Origin of the sequence: Bradyrhizobium diazoefficiens USDA 110 (assembly GCF_000011365.1) — a bacterium.
GTDB classification, from domain to species: Bacteria; Pseudomonadota; Alphaproteobacteria; order Rhizobiales; family Xanthobacteraceae; genus Bradyrhizobium; species Bradyrhizobium diazoefficiens.
In genome coordinates, this window is sequence record NC_004463.1 from 2,171,739 (window position 1) to 2,190,978 (window position 19,240).

At 57.8% G+C, this 19,240-nt stretch carries 16 protein-coding genes and 1 pseudogene; 8 read left to right on the plus strand and 9 right to left on the minus strand.

Annotated elements, in window-relative coordinates:
* Positions 1–947: 947 nt before the first annotated feature.
* Positions 948–1,085, plus strand: a pseudogene (locus tag BJA_RS09895) (LuxR C-terminal-related transcriptional regulator); the annotation flags it as partial.
* A 347-nt stretch (positions 1,086–1,432) separates the two neighbouring features.
* Here BJA_RS09895 and BJA_RS09900 read toward each other — a convergent pair.
* From BJA_RS09900 to nodD1, 9 genes are all read right to left on the minus strand, one after another.
* Complete coding sequence (locus BJA_RS09900) at positions 1,433–2,158, minus strand: outer membrane protein (RefSeq protein WP_014497822.1); 726 nt, start codon at positions 2,156–2,158, stop codon at positions 1,433–1,435.
* A gap of 822 nt (positions 2,159–2,980) precedes the next feature.
* Positions 2,981–3,226, minus strand: coding sequence for a hypothetical protein (locus BJA_RS09905; RefSeq protein WP_011084811.1), 246 nt, complete (start codon positions 3,224–3,226; stop codon positions 2,981–2,983).
* Between the two features lie 963 nt (positions 3,227–4,189).
* Positions 4,190–4,552 (minus strand): hypothetical protein, encoded by a 363-nt coding sequence (locus BJA_RS09910; protein ID WP_014497821.1) that lies wholly within the window; start codon positions 4,550–4,552, stop codon positions 4,190–4,192.
* A gap of 1,428 nt (positions 4,553–5,980) precedes the next feature.
* Entirely contained in the window at positions 5,981–6,778 is a 798-nt protein-coding gene (locus BJA_RS09915; protein ID WP_250647510.1) for a branched-chain amino acid ABC transporter substrate-binding protein, read from the minus strand.
* Positions 6,681–6,971 carry an ABC transporter substrate-binding protein gene (locus BJA_RS43600; RefSeq protein ID WP_028154217.1) on the minus strand — a complete coding sequence of 97 codons (291 nt, stop codon included), beginning with the start codon at positions 6,969–6,971 and terminating at the stop codon, positions 6,681–6,683. The genes BJA_RS09915 and BJA_RS43600 overlap by 98 nt, the downstream gene beginning before the upstream one ends.
* Positions 6,972–7,395: 424 nt before the next feature.
* Positions 7,396–8,109 (minus strand): MerR family transcriptional regulator, encoded by a 714-nt coding sequence (locus tag BJA_RS09925; RefSeq protein WP_026312621.1) that lies wholly within the window; start codon positions 8,107–8,109, stop codon positions 7,396–7,398.
* A gap of 122 nt (positions 8,110–8,231) precedes the next feature.
* On the minus strand, positions 8,232–8,441 hold the full coding sequence (locus BJA_RS09930) for a hypothetical protein (protein WP_014497819.1): 210 nt from the start codon (positions 8,439–8,441) through the stop codon (positions 8,232–8,234).
* Between the two features lie 586 nt (positions 8,442–9,027).
* A complete protein-coding gene (nodD2, locus tag BJA_RS09935) occupies positions 9,028–10,020 on the minus strand; it encodes a transcriptional regulator NodD2 (protein WP_011084818.1) in 993 nt (330 codons plus the stop codon).
* Between the two features lie 633 nt (positions 10,021–10,653).
* A complete protein-coding gene (gene nodD1, locus BJA_RS09940; protein WP_011084820.1) occupies positions 10,654–11,598 on the minus strand; it encodes a transcriptional regulator NodD1 in 945 nt (314 codons plus the stop codon).
* A 793-nt stretch (positions 11,599–12,391) separates the two neighbouring features.
* On the opposite strand from nodD1, the gene BJA_RS09945 reads away from it, so the two are divergent.
* The 7 genes from BJA_RS09945 to BJA_RS09975 are packed head-to-tail and all read left to right on the plus strand — an operon-like array spanning position 12,392 to position 19,145.
* Entirely contained in the window at positions 12,392–13,024 is a 633-nt protein-coding gene (locus tag BJA_RS09945; RefSeq protein WP_011084822.1) for a NodA family N-acyltransferase, read from the plus strand.
* Positions 13,021–13,680, plus strand: coding sequence for a chitooligosaccharide deacetylase NodB (gene nodB, locus BJA_RS09950; RefSeq protein WP_011084823.1), 660 nt, complete (start codon positions 13,021–13,023; stop codon positions 13,678–13,680). The genes BJA_RS09945 and nodB overlap by 4 nt, the downstream gene beginning before the upstream one ends.
* 14 nt (positions 13,681–13,694) lie before the next feature.
* Positions 13,695–15,152, plus strand: a complete 1,458-nt coding sequence (gene nodC, locus BJA_RS09955) for a chitooligosaccharide synthase NodC (RefSeq protein ID WP_011084824.1) — start codon at positions 13,695–13,697, stop codon at positions 15,150–15,152.
* Positions 15,079–15,708 carry a nodulation methyltransferase NodS gene (nodS, locus tag BJA_RS09960; RefSeq protein WP_014497813.1) on the plus strand — a complete coding sequence of 210 codons (630 nt, stop codon included), beginning with the start codon at positions 15,079–15,081 and terminating at the stop codon, positions 15,706–15,708. The genes nodC and nodS overlap by 74 nt, the downstream gene beginning before the upstream one ends.
* A gap of 13 nt (positions 15,709–15,721) precedes the next feature.
* Positions 15,722–17,431 carry a nodulation protein NodU gene (gene nodU / locus BJA_RS09965; protein ID WP_011084826.1) on the plus strand — a complete coding sequence of 570 codons (1,710 nt, stop codon included), beginning with the start codon at positions 15,722–15,724 and terminating at the stop codon, positions 17,429–17,431.
* A gap of 1 nt (position 17,432) precedes the next feature.
* Positions 17,433–18,353 carry a nodulation factor ABC transporter ATP-binding protein NodI gene (gene nodI / locus BJA_RS09970; protein WP_011084827.1) on the plus strand — a complete coding sequence of 307 codons (921 nt, stop codon included), beginning with the start codon at positions 17,433–17,435 and terminating at the stop codon, positions 18,351–18,353.
* A gap of 3 nt (positions 18,354–18,356) precedes the next feature.
* Complete coding sequence (locus tag BJA_RS09975) at positions 18,357–19,145, plus strand: ABC transporter permease (RefSeq protein ID WP_011084828.1); 789 nt, start codon at positions 18,357–18,359, stop codon at positions 19,143–19,145.
* Positions 19,146–19,240: the final 95 nt, after the last annotated feature.

A 19,240-nucleotide genomic window follows, 5' to 3' on the forward strand; every position in this document is an offset into this window, starting at 1 on the left:
TGTAGCTTACCCCGTGCCGCAGCTCGCAATGGTACTGTCGCCTTCCCTCCCCATGTCATGAATGCTTCGAGGCACCTACCTCGCAACCAACCGTCCGCATTCGAAGTCCTTTTGCGACGATTGATTTTGGCGAAATCAACAGTTGGTATGGCACTTGCTAGTCCGATCCGGGGGCCTCTCCTTCTGGAATGCGCATGCAAAGTGTCTTCCGCATCAAACAGGTTTCGCGACTGCGCCTATCGCTTGTTGCGTTTTTGACGTGGCCCATTTCTGTCCGTTCGGTTCGTTTGTACCGGGCCTGCCGGACGGGCCCGATGAAATGCCGGACAACGATGCGGGGAGTATGGCGTCTGCATCGGATCTTCCGTTCAGCTCATCGATCGCGTCACCGACGCTGTCACACGCCGAGAATCAGCGACAGGTTAGCGATGGATGATTCGCAAGATTGGGAAAAAAGATGACACTTCTGTTGTCTTCATCTCAAAGCAGGGAATTGGTACTGACAAGACGCAGATCGAGTCTCGCACTGAAAGGTGCGTGCTCTACCTTACGTGTAGTTCAGAGCCCAAGATCTCCTCGTGCTCGCCCGAGAGACAAAGCGAAGCACCGTTCGGACGCGACTGCGTTTTCTCGCCATGCAAGCTAAACCGACCCAAGCATCTAGCCGTGCGTGCGCTCGGTTCTTGTCGCCAGCACAGTCCCGGGGCCCTCGGCCCTTCTATCACTGCCGGCATGAGTAAGATGGAGCATCCTTGTGTTCGCATGGAGTCGATCCGCACGGACGACAGGCGATGATCTCCGAGTTCGCCAGCTCGCCATCAGCGAGCACTTTGTCGATCGCCTCGGAGCAAGGATGATGACGCTATTCGGTTGTTTGACGATGCGATCATCCTGGCGCAGTCGCCGGCAGAGCAACGAATGCGGCCAATGGCGTCAGAGAAGGAAAATCGTTATGGGAAATTGGGATGATCCTGGAAATCAGCGAGAATGCAGTCAATTTTCATGTCAAGAATACGATGGGAAAGCTGGGTGCGACCAGCCGGATTCAAGCAGTCGCGATAGCTATTCGCCTCGATGTTCTTTGAATTCAATTGAGGAACGACCGCCAACTGTCACATCTTTGGCTTCCAGCTTCTGGCAAGTTGAGCACGGTGCTTTCGGTGAACTCGCAGATATAACCCTCCTTTGGGCAAGTCTGCATCTCGCGCTGGGTGAGGTTCTGGGGCTTCGTAAGGTCGGTAAGATGTGGAATCGGCCGATCTAATGCTCACTGGTCGGAGCATGGCTCTCTCCACCAGCGGGTGATTCTTTGCTCAGATGAGCCCGCACCGCTTGCTCGGGACGTCGGACAGGGGTCTAGGGAGAGGAACAGCTGAGGAAAGAACCCCGACCGCGGGCCGGGGTCCCGATTCATCCAAACGCGTGGAGATCTTTATCTGGCGAACGGCCAGCCAAACTTGTAGTTGAGCCGTGCCGTGATGAGATCGACGTCCTGGTGCGCGCGATCCGCGCCAAGGGCCGCTGGGAAGCTTATGTTGCTGCGCTGCATGAACAAGTGGTTATACTCGACGCCCGCTGACCAGTTCGGCGTGAGGCTGACTTCGGCACCGGCGCCCAGCACGCCACCCCAACGCACATCATTGTTTTTGCCAAGCTCGGTGCCGGTTGCCACCGAGTTGACGTAATAGGTGTTGCTGGTCACCGCAGCACCGCCCTTGCCATAAAGGAGCACAGCATTGAACGCGTATCCGATATGGCCCGTGAGTAGGCCGAATGCATCTGTCGTGGTGCCAACGGTGTCTGTCGGGAAGGCGGTGCTGACATTGGAGCCGCGGAAGTCGGCCCAGTTGCCCTGGCCTTCGAGGCCGTACACCATGTTGAAGATTTGCCAACGATAGCCGATCTGGCCGCCAACGGTACCGCCAGTCGAATTATGGCAGCCCTCGGAAGTGATGCCATTGAAATCCCAGCAATTGTGGCTCGTTCCCCAGCCACCGTTTGCGCCCATATAGTAGCCGGACCAATCGATAATCGGGGCCGCGACCGGCAGCGGTGCCGCCTTGACCTTGACGGGCTGCCCGGCCAGATCCGTGCCGAATGAGGGGGCGGCCGCACAGAGTGCGCCGATGCATGCAGTCAGAATAAGAATCTTTTTCATTCGCGTGTTGTTTCCTTTAGGTGCCCCAGGCACCGTGCCGTTTAACAACATGAACGCGAATTGCTGTAACTGGCGCACAACATGTCTTGGAAAGAAACGTGCCCAATCGCCCGCGGCGTCAGATTGCGGAGCTCGCGGTTTCCGCTGCTTTGCTTCTACCGAGACGCTGTGGCTCGGCAGTGGTCGCCTCGCGCGGATCATCCTCTTTGAAAATGATCGTTCATGATCACCTGCGACGCGGAGCAAAGCCAAAAGGTGTTCGGCTCCTTCCGTCGCTAAGCTGCGGCAACGCCCAGCCGCACTTACAGTACTGGATCGATGGCACGCCTCAGGCGCTTAAGGTCATTCTTCCGGCAACACGGACGTGCTATCGCTTGCAATCGCGAGCAACGCGATGCCGATCGATTGCAGGCTCGATCGCTTTGGCTCTGGAACGACCACAAGTCTAGCTCGATGGTCCGTCAACTTCGACCTTGATTGATGGGTCGGGAAGCCCACTGCGTGCTAGACAGTGCTCTTGCTTGAAGTTGCGCAAGATCGTGCCGAGCTCAAGGTCACCGTGGTCGGTTTCCTGGCGCGAGCGAATACCAGCGCGGCCGCCCCGTCTCGCCGCCGTCTGGGCCTGGTGTTCAGCTTCCTGGTCTCGGCCGCCAGAGGAGCTGTAGAGGCAACAGCTTTCTCGATCGCTCTCGTTTCAGCGGGGCCGCACATGATTAGAGAAAAGTCTGCTCGACCACGCACTGGCCCGAATTTTCCACCGTATGAGGCGCCCTAAATGCCTTAACGGCGCCGGATGCTCTCGCCGCAATAGGCACAAGCGAGTCATTGCCCGGTCGACGGTGCCAGTTCAGCCCGCAAGTTGCGTATCGCCTCGTTGGCCAGATTCAAAGCATTCCGTTCGCCGTTTCTTATCGAGCACTCGAGGTAAGTGCGCAATCGGCTATGAAGGACGGCCTTCAGATTATGTGCCAGCAGCGGATCCTTCTCGACAAAGCTCCAAGCCTTGTCAAATGCGACGCTCACAACGGCATCTGGCACCTGCACCTGCTCGGAAAAGATCTGATCCATCTCTAACGCTCCTCGACATCCTGATACAAGGAAGTACCTTCTCAAAAGCAACCGGATTGTGTTGCGTGTCTCAGCACGAAAGACATCTGCTCTTCAACCTCTTCCACGCTACTCCCGGGACTTCAGGAGAGGATATAGATGCTTGTTGAAGTTGCGATGACCGAACGCCGTAATGCCCGCGCAATTCGAAGAAATTCTGAAAAGAGTGAAGCGAGTACGAGTTGTCGTGCCCTTCATTGCCGTCGTGGGCCTCTTGGTCGGTCACCAAATTGTGGCTTTTCCTTCATTCGGAAGATCGGCCCCCACGGGTTGCGGTTAAAGCCCAGCATGATGAAAAAGGCCGCCTACTCTTTTCCCACTCTCAAGAAGCGTTCAAACCGCAATGGCGCTTGTGACGTCGGATTTGGGGTGATGTAGCCTGTTCCGGATGAGACTTGTCTGCTTTGCGACAAGTCTCGACGCCTATTGCCGTGTGATATTCACCTGCGCGTGGCGTTCTGCTCCGGCCGTGGTGTTTGTTACCGGTCAGGCGCCTAAGAGAGGGAACGAGATGCAAGGGCAATTGCACTTTCCCCACGGCGGATTCTTAGTCGTTTGGCAAAGAAGGGCCGGGCGCCGTCGGTGTGGGTTCAATACGGAGTTGCGTAGGAAAGCCGGCGCAGCGTGGGATCGGCGGCGCGCTTCCGAGCTTTGGATACTTGCAGCTCGTGAAAGGCGTCGAGGGACAGCAAGGCCCAGCTAGATCGAATGCGTCGCCGGCGGCGTGAGATAGAGCAAGCCTGATTTCGAAAGTGGTGGCGAACTGTTGCCATATGAAAGGCCAGCGGAAGCGGCGCGCTTACGGACGGTGAGCCCATAAACAGCAAATGTCGATCCCTGGTGTGTGCGGCCTAAGTGTAACTGTCAGCCCAGCCATAAACGTCCGCTCAACGCCATCAATCTCCAAAAAGCGCAAATGAAATCTCAGTCCGCTGCCGCACGTGAAAGAATGAGCTTGGCGATCGTCAATCGATTGGCGGAAGTCCGCAGCGCGGCCGGTAATGCCGCCACAGTCTGATCAAAAAGGCGTCCCAGAATCTGAAGGTCCTCGGGGTGGTAAACGCCACGGTCTTGCGACAATCGCATTCGTCCGTGGCCGGTTCTTGTATCGCCAAGCTGGCCGAGCTCCAGTTCCGCGGTGATCATTTGGCCTATGAGGGCATTAAGTAATCGGATCGCTTCCAGCTCGTTGCCTTCTTCGCGCATGAGCCCAGCCACGATGTCGAGTTGCAGGTCGACGCGATCCTCGAGGTTTTGTATGCGTGAATTGGAAGGGTCAAGTTCCACGGTATTTCTCCAAAGTGGTGAAATGCAAGACAGGCGGAGTAGAGGTATCGTTTCCCGTTCGCCAAACGGCGGACGCTTCGCTGGACAAATGACTGCTGCAAGGATTGCAAAAGTGCAATGAGCGTCTAGGGAAAAACGAAAAGCGTTGCCGATGGCGCGGGATTTGAATGGATTCTCGAGCCGCCCAGTGCGTTCGGCAACAGCGGTGACTCTGTTCGGGGCCACACAGCTGATTGTACTGCTCTGCTTGGAGCCGCGGCAACAGCGCCGGACTGTTGAGGCGACCCGCCTGGTCAGAGCGAAAGGTCCAGCCCGCACCCCTGCGAAGGCCAACTCACCTGCCCGAGTTCTACGCTGCGGAGGCATTTACCATCGCCGAGTGTGCGTGATAGCTGTCTTCTTAGAGCAATCAAGTATCATGCCCAAAGGGGCAGGCAACGTCGTGTAGATTGCGCGCCAACTGCGACTGGTCACCGCACTGCATTCGTGCCCCCACGTGTCTTGCCGTCAAACATTGCTCGAAGCAGCCAAGAAGCACGTGATTTGCTCTGCGACCAAGTGATCCATTATCACGCGACATTCGTGAACACTGCCTTCCGTAAGCCGGCGATCGACTTATGCGGTGTTTGGCTTCAATTAGTAAAATAGAAAGTGTTGATGGGATGCATCCAGTTCGTTGATAGCGCAGGCGAGCAATCTCACCGCCTTCATCGGAGCCGGTTGATTGGTTCTCCTGCTATCCGGGCTAGGAAGCATAGGGAATGCCCGGGCAGGCGGCTGAGCCGCTGATGACCCGCCATGCTTGAGAGCGCACGAAGTAGCGGAACGAGTAGCGTTGACTTGGACGCCAAAACCTTGGTGCCCCCGCGGCCAAGAGAGACATGCATCCCGGCGCCGGCTATCCACCAGCTCTCGCTACCCGTATACTCGGCTATAGTCTAGGTAGTGGGCCTGATTGCTTCGTGCCGTCCCGCTGTCTCTTCCATTCGTGGATCTGAGATTGCGCGATATAATCCAGGCTAGAGAATGCGTAGATGCTGGTCGGGCACGAATCTGACAGAAGGCGAACGCCTCCAACAAAATCCGTGCTTGTCCATAAAGAATCGTTAGCTTCGCTTTCCTAGTCCTCAACCTTCGATCACTGGCTGCATAAGGGGCATGCCTTCAAACCTAGCAGAACGGTAAATGGCCGCCTCCGAGGCCAGTGCTGCAGACGGGATCAGACAAGGGGGCTGCTATTTGTCTATCATCGGGCGTAGCACCTTCGGCAGGGCGGCGCTCGGTAGCTCTGCGAGCGCCGCAGCGAGCGCGAAAAACGCTGCAAAAGCAGCGAATATAAAAGCGCTAGCGAGCATTGCTGCGACAACGTTCTGAGGGCGTCTCATCATTCGAGATACTTCGCGTGGGGAATGCTGCGTTGCATGAAAATCAGTACTTCTTGACACGCTCGACATGACCGTCGCGCCAGCGATAAACCAAAAATCCAGAAGCCGAGTTGTCCCTCCTTTTGTCGAACCGGTCGATCGGTCGGGAACGAAGCGCGCTGGCGACCCGGTCAGCATTGAAGGAGCCGCTCCGGTTCACCGCCTCTGCCCAGGCTTGCACAGCGGCACAAGCGTATAGTGTGTAGCCTTCACCGGGCAGCCCGGAAGCTTTGAGTCCGGCGACCGCACTGGCAGCATTGGCGTTCCCAGCGGGGTTGGGCATGAAGGTAAACAATGTGCCATTCCCAGCGCTGCCGGTAATGGCCCAGAATTCGGAGGTCATCAGCGGATCGTTCGCCATGACCGTGAGGTCTGCTTTTGCTTCTGCTGCCTGGCGTACCAACAATCCGACTTCGGTGTGGTAGCCGCCGATATAGGCGACGCGCAGCCGGTCCTTCTCCATTCTTGAGAGCAAGGCTCTGAAGCCCCTTTCACCGGCAACATAGCTTTGCCGGCTCACCTGCCGTCCCAATCGATGAAGCCGGGCTTCAACCACGTCGACAATCCCCCTGCCAGCAGTCCTCTTGTCGTCCAGCACCGCGATTTTCTCGAGGCGATAATTCGTGTGAATGTACTCGGCGGCAACGGCTCCCTGTTGGTCGTCGGGCCGCAGATCCGAAAGACAGTCCCAAGGCCGTGCTCTGTTAGTTGAGGAGTTGACGAGCCTGGTAACACCTGGACGATGCCAGCTTCGCGTAGATGTCGGAGGCCGGGATCGACGAAGAGGAACAAAAATGGCCAACCACCAACAGGATCCGCTCTGTCGTGAGCTTATTCGCGACTGCGACAGCTTGCCTAGGGTCGCAGGCGTCGTCAGCGACGCTCAATATAGTTTTGGCATTATCGGGAAGCTGGCCTGAGGCGTTCAGGACCTCGACCGCCGCAGCCGCACCATCGCGCATTTGCGCGCCGAATGCAGCGCTGCTTCCGGTCATTGGGCCAGCCACGGCGATCTTTATTTCAGAGCCGCGCGCAGACGGAGCGACGAGAGCGCAGAAGAGAAGCGCCGCAGGCGCAAGAGAGGCATGCCGCTTATTTACCATTGTAGAGCTTCCAATGCTCACCTGAAGTGAACCGCAACTGGTTGTAGTCAACCACGCCTGTAGACAGGCGTTGCTTGCTGGGCAAACCTGCGTTGGCCGGGCGAGCCGCCAACTACGGTAAGATCTACAACTTGACGTTACGTGCGGATCAAGCCCTTTTGGGAAGAGCGATGGAGGCGTCAGGGACGCGGATCGCCCGGCGGTGACAATCCTTCCGTTTGATTCCGTAAAACTCCAAGCCGCGTCGGAGAGCGGCCGGTTCACCTAGCGTTTCTTAGCTTGCCCTAACCGGCGTGTGGAACCCGCCATGAATGCGTCAGTAAGGCTGATCCTCCAATCCGCCAAGGGCAAGATCGAGATATTGCATTAGACAGGGATCCCAACCAGCCAGACTGCGGGGCGCGCTTAATCGTGCAAGTACCTTCAGGATCATCGAAACACGTGAATCGTCGCCGGCGATTTCGCTGATCAGCAAGCGTGCTGCAACCGCGACAGCCTTTGCGCGCTCTCCGCAAGGGTGCTCGCCCCCATCCATGCAGTCGCGAAGATCATCACGGATTCGCCGCCAGCGGTCCTCTCGCTCCGCAGCTAAATTGCAGGTGCACCGGGACGTCTGACTCCGCGTCTCGGCGCGCGACATGGCGTTCAGGGTGGCAGGCAGCTCATCCACACTTACCTGCGCCTCGCTGTCGATGGTCATGTTGCGCAAACGGTCGCGCAACAGAGTTGTGCGCGCGACTTGGACTTCTATGCGCTCTAGATGTTTGCGCAGCAAGTCCGTGAGTGAGGTCGTCCCCTCCATAGCTTTACGGATCTCCACGAGCGAGAAGCCAAGCTCACGCAGCGCGCGAATCTGATGAACCCGTTGCCCGCTTTCGCGGTCATACATCCGGTGACCGCCCTCAGTGCGCTCTGTCGCTGCTAGCAGTCCAGTGTGCTCATAATGGTGCAGCGTGCGCACCGTTACTCCGGTCGCCTCTGCAAGTTCGCCAATGCGCCATCGACGCCGTCTTGGTGTAGCTCTGTTCATGTTGTTCAATTTCAAAGCCTACAACCTGACGTCACGTATGATTCAAGCGGATTTCTAAGCTCCAGTTGAATCGCCTTTAATTCATGCGCGCGAGTGGTGACTATCCTTAGAATGGCGGCTGATCAACCCTCAGGAGAAAGGGTGATCAACAAGTTCGCCAGGCGTGCCAGTTCAGCCTCGCCAGCCGCCGTACGCTCCAGGATAAGTTTGGCGATTGCTGCGCAGTTTTCTGGACTCCGCATCGACGGAGGTAGCGCGTCGACGGCGCCGTCATAAAGCCGTCCGAGGGCAGATAGCTCTTCTGGATCGAACACCCCGCTGCAAAGCTTCAACGTTCAGCTCCTTGTTTGAAATTGAGTCAAGCGCAGCGCACGTCGTCAAGACGTTTGGCTGCGGTAGGGCCAAAAGAAGTCATACCTGCGGCGCAAAGCGATGAGGATGTGATGTGCTGCTGTGTGATGCGTTCAGGCCACACGCGTTCGCGATGCTAGCTTCGACGGCACGGCAAGTCCGACGATCTCTATGCTCACAATGAACGGTGGTAGGAATCCGAATAAGCTGATCATCTCCGTTCATCGGGAGCAACTACCGACCCAGGGAGTTGACGGCAAGAGCTCCGTGCCTGGCCTACCTTCTTGAGAGAGCTGCGCCCTGCCGCGGCCGTTGCAACGTAAACGCCTAGCTTCAGTGCGAAGGCATTGCTCCGTCGCTCGCCGGCCCCGTTCCGTTCCCGTCCCTAAAAGCATCAAGTCGGCAGTCTGCCGTTTCTCGCCCCCGAGGCGGAGGTGCGAAGAGCGAAAGCGCCTCTTGCCTGCCGCAAGGATCCTTTCCCCCGGCAATAAGAGCAAGCCAGGCGAGCAGGAATTGTGTGTTGAGACAAGTGTTGGAATGTGAGGTTCGTAGACTTCGCGAATGTGCTTACGGCAACGGTGAGACGGATCGCACGAAATGTCCCGGGGGCTCCGCGTCTTCCGGGCTGCTGGTCACACGGAGCTCTTGTGTAGTTGCCATGCGGGTGGCCTCCTGAAACAAAATGTCCCTCATCCACAGACTTCCCGGGTCGCTGTTGTGAAGTGAGGGCCATTGGACCGCCTCGGTGAAGGCGGGGAATGGATGCGGAAGCTCAACGATCCGAAGGGGCATCGTTCTTTGGAAATGCCTCACGAGCCCTAATGGCATCGTGCCTATGCGGTTCGTCCCAACTATGAGAGGCGGGATCATGCTGAAGCTCTGCACGAGGATGTCGATGCGCCGCGTGGGTCCGAGATCAGTCAAAAAGGAATGCTCAACTGGCGTCCGGGGCGCACCTCCGTGCTTAACTGCAACGTGACCCATCGACATATATCGATCGAATGTAAGCCGGGGTTGTAATTCCCTATTGGTGCAGCAGCCTACGCAGACGAGTCGCTCCTCGAATAGGGCCGCTCTGGGGTGCGTGCTGGACATGAAAAAATCTGGCCGGATAACAAAATCGACTTCACCGCGGCGGAGGAGCAGCTCGTGTTCATCGGTCGGCGCAGCCAATTCGAAGCTGACGGCGGGGGCTTCTCGCGTGACGCGTGCTACGACATTTCGGAAGAGCACAACTGTTACGAAGTCAGAAAGGACGATCCTGAATCGGCGGTTCAATCGAGCTGGGTCGAACGGATGTCGGGCCATAATCGAGAGTTCAATGTGCATCAGAGCCTCGCGCACAGGAGCCGCGAGCCCTTCCGCGCGTGAGCTCAAGACAAGTTCGCGCCCCCTCATTCCAAACAGTTCATCACGGAAATGCTTGCGCAGCCGGGCAACGGCTGCGCTCATTGCCGGCTGACTAAGATTGATCTTGCGTGCGGCTGACGAGAGGTTGCGCTCAGTTATTAGAGCATCCAGCGCGACCAGAAGATTTAGATCCAGACCTTTGAAACGCATCTCTTCCTATCCGGCACAAACGTCGTTGCTGCGCAATAGCGTGCGGTGGCGCCAGCGCCTGGAGCAATCGTCTTGGCCCGCCCCAATGGACATCGGCTCATTCCTGCGCCCGGGAAAGGAAGCTTGCGAGATGACCGCAACAATGGAGAGCAGGCGGAAAGCCGATCGGCAGCGGCGGGAAAGCGTCGGGAGCTCCAAGCTAATTGGTCTTGCCGGTTCCGGCCGGCCACGCAGCAGGGTCGTTCAGTCCGCTGATGGCAGATCAGCCCAGTGTTCGTCAGCGTGCCAAAGCGCGGTGTCGACAGCTGGGTCGTGCAGCGCTTGTCACGAGAGCAACCTACAACCTGACGCAATGTGCGGTTCAAGACATTTTAGTGATAGAGCCAAACATTTGCACGGCAGGCATATTCTTCTGCGATGGTTGCCGGACGTAGCCTGAATGCGTCGTGAGCGCATCAAACCGCACCTTCGAGGTCACCACGCGCACAACTGGAAAAGGCTTCGCGACCGATCGTCGCATTGCGCGTCTGTGGCTCCTTCTCACCTCCATACCCTGGAAAGACGAAAGAAAACGGGGCACGTCGAAGGTTCTACAGTGTGCCGGGGATGTTCAGAGCGCAGCTTAAGGTAAGCCTAACAGCGCCTGCGAGTTGGAGGCTCCTGGTCCCCAGATGCCATGTTGGATGCTTCCTCGAGCAATATCCGACGCATCCAGATGCTCGCGGGGTCGGTATTGTGGAATGAGGGCCACTGCAGGGCCTCTGTGAATGTGGGCAGGGGGAGGGGCGGTTGGATGATCCGCAACGGCATCCGCTTTTCGAAGTGCCTGGCCAGTCGTAAGGGCATCGTGCCGATACGGCTCGTGTCTAGCAACAGGGGCGGAATCAGGCTAAAGCCCTGCACGACGACCTCAATTCGTCTCCTCAGGCCGTGCTCAAGCAAAAACCATTCTTCGAGGTTCGGTCTCAGTGCGCGTCCGAACTTGGCAGTAACGTGCCCCATCGAGATGTATTGTTCGAACGTAAGCTGCCGGGATAGCTGCTTGTTCGCGCGGCATCCGACGCATACGAGGCTCTCGTCGAACAGCGTCGCCTTAGGGTGCGCGCTCGACATGAAAAGTTCCGGCAGAATGAGAAAGTCGACCTCGCCCCGCCGCAGCAGGTCATCCGGTTCATCAGAAAATGGCAGCAGTTCGAAGCGCACCGCGGGGGCTTCTTGCGCCATGCGGTCCACAATTCTGCGGAAAAAAACGATCGTCATGAAATCTGAGAGAATGACCCTGAAGCGTCGGCTCGATTGAGCAGGGTCGAGCGCGTCCCGCGATATGATTGAGAGTTGGATGTGCAGCAGGGCCTCGCGAACCGGACCTGCAAGCGCTTCCGCGCCAGGTGTCGGGACGAGTTCGCGACCTCTCATAGTAAAGAGTTCATCGCGGAAATAGGTGCGCAGCCGTGCGATCGCAGCGCTCATAGCAGGCTGGCTCAGATTGATTTTGCGAGCCGCCGCTGTGAGGTTGCGCGCCGTCATCACGGCGTCGAGCGCAACGAGAAGATTTAGATCAAGTCCCTTGAACCGCATGTGATGAGTCTATCCATCGTGTGGATGTGTTCTATCGAAACAATCGATTTTACCAAACTGGGGGAGGTTGGATAGCAAACTGAAGTTTGGAAAAAGCAATTAGACGCGCCACGATGGTTTCCGGTCGTTCACGTGAGCTAAGAGAAGAGCTCCCAGACGTGGGAGCGCACCATGGGCGCGCGTTGTTGTTTCTCCTTAAGCGTGGCCGTTCGAACGCCAAGCGCGTCCCGATAAACGTTGGTATGCAGATATCATCCGTTTCCATATTTCAGGTTTACCCGCGTACAATTGAGGGCGCGTTCAGCCTCATTCTAGTGTCGAAGAATAGAGGCAGACGCAGGTTGCGGATGCCAAGAATTCCAGGCGCCGTTCCAAATGGCTCGCCTGTCCAGTGCATGTGGGGCGTGTCGAAGATGTATAAAAGCCAGTGTGATCTGATGCCGCTCCGATGCGCCATCGATGAGGCTTGCGCGCCGATGGCCGGCCCTCAGACGTCAAAGCGCCGGAGGGCGATGCGACTGCAGGCACAAAAGCTCGCTGGTGCAGACAGGTTCTGGCTAGCCCAACCGCCTCGTCGGCAGCTTCCGAGTTATCGTGAGCGCGGCATCAACCGCACGAGGGTGCAATCAAGCGATCGCTCCGTCGCGCAAAGGCCAGCGGCGCGGAGTAGGCGAGCAGTGCCGAGCTCCGACAGAGCATGGCGGCGCATCTCAGCATTCATCGGCGGTTCGGCGAATAGCGAATTGACGTGACCATCCCCGCTCTTCATTCCACCGGCGCAAGGAAGCTCGCCATGAACATTGCCGTCTCCCCGACTGCGGAAGGATCTTCTGGGCGCGCTCAAGTGCAGTGGAGCCTTCGTTGGGAAAGTGAACTGCAGCTCGCCGATCATGCCGAGCTCGCGGAGTTCTTCCGCAAGAGTTACGGACCGACGGGTGCGTTCAATGCGCAGCCGTTTGAGCGGAGCCGAAGTTGGGCTGGAGCAAGACCCGAGCTCCGCGTAATTGGTTACGACGCGCGCGGGGTAGCGGCTCACATCGGGCTACTGCGCCGCTTCATCAAAGTTGGTGAAGTCGATCTCCCTGTGGCCGAACTGGGGTTGTATGCGGTGCGCCCCGATCTCGAGGGGCACGGGATAGGCCACGCAATGCGCGTGATGTATCCCGCACTCCAGGAGCTCGGCGTTCCATTCGGATTTGGCGCGGTTCGCTCGGCCCTCGAAAAACATTTGACCCGACTGGTCGAAAGGCAGGGGCTCGCCACCCTGATGCGTGGCATTCGCGTCCGCTCCACCTTGCCGGATGTCTATCCAAATTTATCGCCGACGCGCATCGAAGACGTGATCGTCGTGGTGTTTCCGGTCGGACGCTCGATAAGCGAATGGCCGGCCGGGACTGTCATCGATCGTAACGGGCCTGAGTTGTGACAGAGCGTTCCACCCTATCTACTGTCCGCTGCGACTACGCTGACGCGGGCGGAAGTCGAGCTGTCCATTTGACCTTTGACGATGGGCCAAATCCATTTTGTACGCCAGAGGTGCTCGATGTCCTGGCGCAACATCGGGTCCCCGCGACATTCTTCGTCATCGGGACGTACGCGACGGAGCATCCTGAACTCATCCGACGAATGATTGCGGAAGGGCATGAGGTTGCGAACCATACGATGACCCATCCTGATCTATCCAGATGCGGACCTACGGAGCTACACGACGAGGTGCTGACGGCGAGCGAAGCCATCCGTCTGGCGTGCCCGCTGGCCTCGCCCAGGCATATGCGAGCGCCTTACGGCATATGGACGCGAGATGTGCTCGCAGTGGCGGCGAGCGCTGGTCTCACGGCTCTGCACTGGTCGGTCGACCCTAGAGATTGGTCCCGCCCCGGGGTTGATGCAATTGTGAATTCCGTACTGGCGAACGTACGCCCGGGTGCAATTGTGCTCCTGCACGACGGATATCCTCCCGATGAGGAGGGATTGCCCAGTGGCTCTACGCTGCGCGATCAGACCAGGACGGCGCTGGCATATCTCATTCCAGCACTACAACGGCGCGGGTTTGTAATCCGTCCACTCCCTCAACTCCACTGAAAAAACGACACCCCATGGACCTGCTCGCGACGACCAGTGCTGCCGCCGTTTCATCTTATGCGCTCCTATCGACGATCTATAAGAGCGTGCAAGCGCTTTATGCTCAGCCGGCGATCAACTCATCGCTGGACAACCTTGGACAAGCCGAGGTGGTCGTTCCTGCTGTGGACGTGATCGTGCCGTGCTTCAACGAGAATCCGAACACACTCGCCGAATGTCTGGAGTCGATTGCCAGTCAAGACTACGCCGGAAAGATGCAGGTATATGTGGTCGATGACGGATCGGCAAACCGCGACGTTGTCGCGCCTGTACACCGGATATATGCGAGCGATCCGAGATTCAGTTTTATCTTGTTGGCGAACAATGTGGGAAAGCGCAAGGCGCAGATCGCAGCGATACGCAGCTCATCCGGTGATCTGGTTCTCAACGTCGATTCCGATACGATACTTGCTGCCGACGTCGTCACGAAGCTTGTATTGAAGATGCATGACCCGGGAATCGGTGCGGCCATGGGTCAGCTGATCGCGAGCAATCGCAACCAGACCTGGCTGACCAGGCTGATCGACATGGAATATTGGCTCGCGTGCAACGAAGAGCGCGCGGCACAGGCGCGCTTCGGTGCCGTCATGTGTTGCTGCGGCCCATGTGCCATGTATCGGCGTTCCGCGCTCGCCTTGCTTCTTGATCAATATGAAGCCCAATTCTTTCGTGGGAAGCCGAGCGATTTCGGCGAGGACCGCCACCTAACGATACTCATGCTCAAGGCGGGGTTTCGAACCGAATACGTTCCGGACGCCATAGCAGCCACAGTCGTCCCGCACAGTCTTCGGCCATATCTACGACAGCAACTCCGCTGGGCGCGAAGTACCTTTCGAGATACGTTTCTTGCTTGGCGCCTGCTGCCAGAGCTCGATGGTTATTTGACGCTAGACGTTATCGGGCAAAATCTCGGCCCATTGCTCCTCGCCATTTCATCACTTGCTGCGCTCGCACAGCTCCTGATCGATGGCTCTATACCCTGGTGGACGGGATTGACGATTGCTGCAATGACTACGGTCCGGTGCTGTGTGGCAGCGCTTCGTGCCCGCGAGCTGCGGTTTATCGGCTTCTCGCTCCACACGCCGATCAATATCTGTCTCTTACTGCCTTTGAAGGCCTATGCGCTTTGTACATTGAGCAATAGCGATTGGCTATCTCGGAAAGTCACCGATATGCCGACGGAAGAGGGGAAACAGCCTGTCATCCTGCACCCGAATGCCGGACGAAGTCCTGCTGGTGTAGGGGGGCGCCTGCTCCTATTCGTAAGGCGGCGTTATCGCAGCCTCCATCGAGCCTGGCGGCGACGGAGAGTGTTTCCGGTCGCGATCGTTCGACTGTCTACAAATAAGTGGTCGGCTGATGACTCAGGACGAAAACCATCAGTTATTAGAGCGAGAGTTGGCTGTCGACGACCCGTGGCGCCTCGACACTAGTGCGTTCGAGCAGCAGCGATACGCGCAAATGCTCCGGATGTCGCGCCGCGACGGAGATGCGGCGTCTGCGCTCGAAGTAGGATGTGCAGCCGGTGCATTCACGGAGATGCTGGCGCCGCTATGCGAGCGACTTACGGTCGTGGATGTCATGCCGCAGGCAATCGAGCGAACGCGACTGCGGACCGGGAAATGGTCACATATTAGTTGGGTGACCTGCGACATTCAGCGGTTCTCGACCACTGAGCAATTCGATTTGATTGTCGTGGCTGAGGTTCTTTACTACCTCAGGGACGTCGTCGAGATGCATGCGGCTATCCGCAACCTGGTGAGTATGCTTGCGCCAGATGAGACTCTCATTTTCGGGTCTGCGCGTGATGAAATATGTCAACGCTGGGGGCATGCTGCCGGTGCTGAGACGGTGATCGCTCTCTTCAATGAGAGCCTATCAGAGATCGAGCGCCGGCACTGCTGCACCGGGTCGGCGAGCGAAGACTGCTTGATCGTCCGGTTTCTGAAGCCGGGCGGCGCGTCGGCACAATCAAACGCCGGTCATTAGGCCAGGAGGACGTATGCGCATCTGCGGAATAAAGTTGACACATGACGGAGCAATTGCTGTCGTCGAGGACGGTCGGCGTCTTTTTTGCGTCGAGCAAGAGAAGCGCGGCAATGGTCCTCGCTATCAGTCCGTCGACAATCTCGATGCAGTCGTCTTCGCCTTGGCGGAGCATGGCCTGAATCCGCGCGACATCGATCAGTTCGTGATTGATGGCTGGGACGGGGAGAATGAATCGCAGTTCCAGCTCCTAAGCGGAGCGGTGCCGGTCGCGCTAAAAGGCGCGCCATATGTCGAGCGTCATGCTGAGGGCCTCCTTGATTCCGTCGACGGCTATGGCCTCCTCCTCGGAGGCGAGGAGTTTCCATATAAGAGCTACCCGCATGTCACGGGCCATGTCGCCTCAGCATATAGCACCAGTCCTTTCGCCAGCGCGGGGAAACCCGCGTTGTGTCTGGTATGGGACGGCTGTATCTTTCCACGCCTTTACTATGTCGAGCCCCAGGGCGCGCGGCTCATCGGATCGCTGTTTCCGATGATTGGCCATGCCTATGCCGCCGCGGGCCTTCACTTCGGCCCATACCGGCAGCCGAACCGCTCCAGTTGGGATTTGGGCATTGCTGGCAAGCTGATGGCCTACATCGAGCTTGGTTCCGTGGACGAAAGCATCGTGGAAGTGTTCCAGGGGCTTTATGAAACGCGCTCAGCGGCTGACACGGAGCAGGCTCGTCGCTACCGCGAAAACATCAACAATGCGGAAGCGTCTCTCGCAGTTATTCACGACTTCTTCGAGTCAAGCGCATTGCGCCTGAAGGCCAAGCGCGCGGAGGACGTCCTCGCGTCGTTTCATGTGTTTCTGGAACGTCTTCTCGTTAAGGAGATCGCGATGGTTCTGCTACGGCACTCGTCGCTTCCGGGAGCGCGAAATCTATGCATCGCCGGAGGTTGCGGTCTCAACATCAAATGGAACAGCGCGCTTCGCGCGACCGGATTATTCGATGATGTCTGGGTGCCGCCGTTTCCAAATGACAGTGGCTCGGCAATCGGCGCGGCGTGCGGCGCTATGGCAGCGCAAGATGGCTTCGAGCCGTTGGAATGGTCAGTTTACAGTGGCCCCGCCCTGCAGGAGAGCGAGGTTCCGCCGGACTGGGAGGCGGCGCCGTGCAGTCTGCCTGAACTTGCCTCGATTCTTGCTGACAACAAGCCCGTCATCTTTCTTTCCGGGTGTGCCGGGCTCGGGCCGCGGGCGTTGGGCGGTAGAAGCATTCTTGCGGCCCCAACGTCCCCGGAGATGAAGGATCATCTCAACGACATCAAACGGCGCGAACACTTCCGGCCGGTGGTGCCGATCTGTCTGGAAGATCGTGCGCCGGAGATCTTCAGCCCGGGTACGCCAGATCCTTACATGCTATTCGATCACCAAACCCGGGCGAATTGGCGCGACAAGATCCCGGCAGTGGTACATCTCGACGGCTCGGCGCGGCTGCAGACAATTTCCCGCAACTCTCCTCACAAAATTGCTGCGCTTCTCATCGAATTTGAGCAACTCACCGGCATTCCGCTGCTCTGCACCACGAGCGCCAACCTCCATGGACGGGGATTCTTTCCCGATGCTGCGGCGGCATGCCAATGGGGGCGCGTCGAGCATGTGTGGTGCGAGGGCATGCTCTGGAGCAAAACGGTCATCAAGAAGTCATCGCCTACGGAACGACTTCTGTCAGCCTAAGATGAACATGTCCAATATGGCGATCGACCTTGTCGGCGTGAGAAAGTCATTCGGGGACAAGGTTATCGTCAATGACCTGTCGTTCTCGGTTGCGCGCGGAGAGTGCTTCGGGCTGCTTGGGCCAAATGGAGCTGGCAAAAGTACGATTGCACGCATGCTCCTCGGCATGATTTCCCCCGATCGAGGCAAGATTACGGTCCTCGATGAGCCTGTGCCTTCCCGCGCTCGTGCGGCGCGCGTGCGCGTAGGCGTGGTGCCGCAGTTCGATAACCTTGAGCCCGAGTTCACCGTGCGGGAGAACCTGCTTGTGTTTGGCCGCTATTTCGGCATGAGCGCTCGCACGATCGAAGCGGTTGTGCCCTCGTTGCTTGAGTTTGCGCGGCTTGAAAGCAAGGCGGACGTGCGCGTCTCCCTTTTGTCCGGTGGTATGAAGCGGCGGCTGACGCTGGCGCGCGCTCTGATCAATGATCCACATCTACTCGTGATGGACGAGCCGACGACGGGGCTCGATCCGCATGCTCGCCACCTGATCTGGGAACGCCTGCGGGCTCTTCTTGCGCGCGGCAAGACGATCCTCTTGACCACTCACTTCATGGAAGAGGCCGAACGCCTTTGCGATCGGCTATGCGTGCTTGAGAGTGGATGCAAAATCGCCGAAGGCAAGCCAGACGCCTTGATCGACGAGCATATCGGCTGCAACGTGATCGAGATCTATGGCGGTGATCTAGATCAACTCCGGGAGCTGATCAGGCCGTATGCGCGGCATATCGAAGTGAGTGGAGAGACGCTTTTTTGTTACGCGCGATGTCCGGACGAAATCAGCGTGCACCTGCGCGGGCGAACGGACCTTCGCGTTCTGCAGCGCCCCCCGAATCTCGAAGACGTGTTTTTGCGGTTGACCGGGCGCGAGATGGAGAAATGAGCGATGGATGATGGTTATGCGTCGGTCATGCCGGCTAATGCGTACAATTGGACCGCGGTATGGCGTCGAAATTACTTGGCATGGAGGAAAGTCGCGCTTGCATCGCTTCTCGGCAACCTCGCAGATCCCATAACCAATCTGTTTGGCCTTGGCTTTGGGCTCGGACTCATTGTGGGACGGGTTGAGGGGACTTCGTACATTGCGTTTTTGGCGGCGGGTATGGTCGCGATTAGCGCTATGACATCCGCGACCTTTGAAACTCTGTACGCAGCCTTTGCTCGGATGGATGTCAAGCGCACCTGGGAGGGAATTTTGTTCACACAGCTCACGCTTGGCGATATCGTTCTAGGTGAGTTGGTGTGGGCGGCCAGTAAGTCCGTTCTAGCCGGGACAGCAATCGGGATTGTCGCTGCCACCCTGGGTTATGCATCCTGGACGTCGGTTCTTTGTGCGATACCGACAATCGCCCTTACGGGCCTTGTCTTCGCCAGCCTGGCAATGGTCGTCATATCTCTTGCGCCAACTTACGATTACTTCGTGTTTTACCAGTCGCTCGTCCTTACGCCCATGGTGTTCTTGTGTGGCGCGGTCTTTCCGACGAGCCAAATGCCCGACTCATTTCAGCACTTTGCCGGCTTGTTGCCGCTGGCACATTCGGTCGACCTTATTCGCCCAGTGATGCTTGAGCGCGGCGCCGACAATGCCGCCCTACACGTAGGCGCGCTCTGCGTTTACGCGGTCTTGCCCTTTTTCGCGTCGATCGCGTTATTTCGGCGCCGCCTGCTGCGTTGACGTGAGTTCAGCGAAACGGAGAAGTCAAAGCGATGCAGTGTCATGATGCGTTCCGCGGTAGCTCGCGAGTGACCTGGTCTGTCAGAGCAGCTTGT

What these genes read in the sequence shown, in the direction of transcription:
- nodU (WP_011084826.1), top strand. Translation starts at nt 15,722, where the DNA reads ATGCGCATCTGCGGAATAAAGTTGACACATGACGGAGCAATTGCTGTC.
- BJA_RS43600 (WP_028154217.1), bottom strand. Translation starts at nt 6,971, where the DNA reads ATGACCGGAAGCAGCGCTGCATTCGGCGCGCAAATGCGCGATGGTGCG.
- nodD1 (WP_011084820.1), bottom strand. Translation starts at nt 11,598, where the DNA reads ATGCGGTTCAAGGGACTTGATCTAAATCTTCTCGTTGCGCTCGACGCC.
- nodD2 (WP_011084818.1), bottom strand. Translation starts at nt 10,020, where the DNA reads ATGCGTTTCAAAGGTCTGGATCTAAATCTTCTGGTCGCGCTGGATGCT.
- nodS (WP_014497813.1), top strand. Translation starts at nt 15,079, where the DNA reads ATGACTCAGGACGAAAACCATCAGTTATTAGAGCGAGAGTTGGCTGTC.
- nodC (WP_011084824.1), top strand. Translation starts at nt 13,695, where the DNA reads ATGGACCTGCTCGCGACGACCAGTGCTGCCGCCGTTTCATCTTATGCG.
- BJA_RS09945 (WP_011084822.1), top strand. Translation starts at nt 12,392, where the DNA reads ATGAACATTGCCGTCTCCCCGACTGCGGAAGGATCTTCTGGGCGCGCT.
- BJA_RS09925 (WP_026312621.1), bottom strand. Translation starts at nt 8,109, where the DNA reads ATGAACAGAGCTACACCAAGACGGCGTCGATGGCGCATTGGCGAACTT.
- BJA_RS09975 (WP_011084828.1), top strand. Translation starts at nt 18,357, where the DNA reads ATGGATGATGGTTATGCGTCGGTCATGCCGGCTAATGCGTACAATTGG.
- BJA_RS09905 (WP_011084811.1), bottom strand. Translation starts at nt 3,226, where the DNA reads ATGGATCAGATCTTTTCCGAGCAGGTGCAGGTGCCAGATGCCGTTGTG.
- nodI (WP_011084827.1), top strand. Translation starts at nt 17,433, where the DNA reads ATGAACATGTCCAATATGGCGATCGACCTTGTCGGCGTGAGAAAGTCA.
- BJA_RS09900 (WP_014497822.1), bottom strand. Translation starts at nt 2,158, where the DNA reads ATGAAAAAGATTCTTATTCTGACTGCATGCATCGGCGCACTCTGTGCG.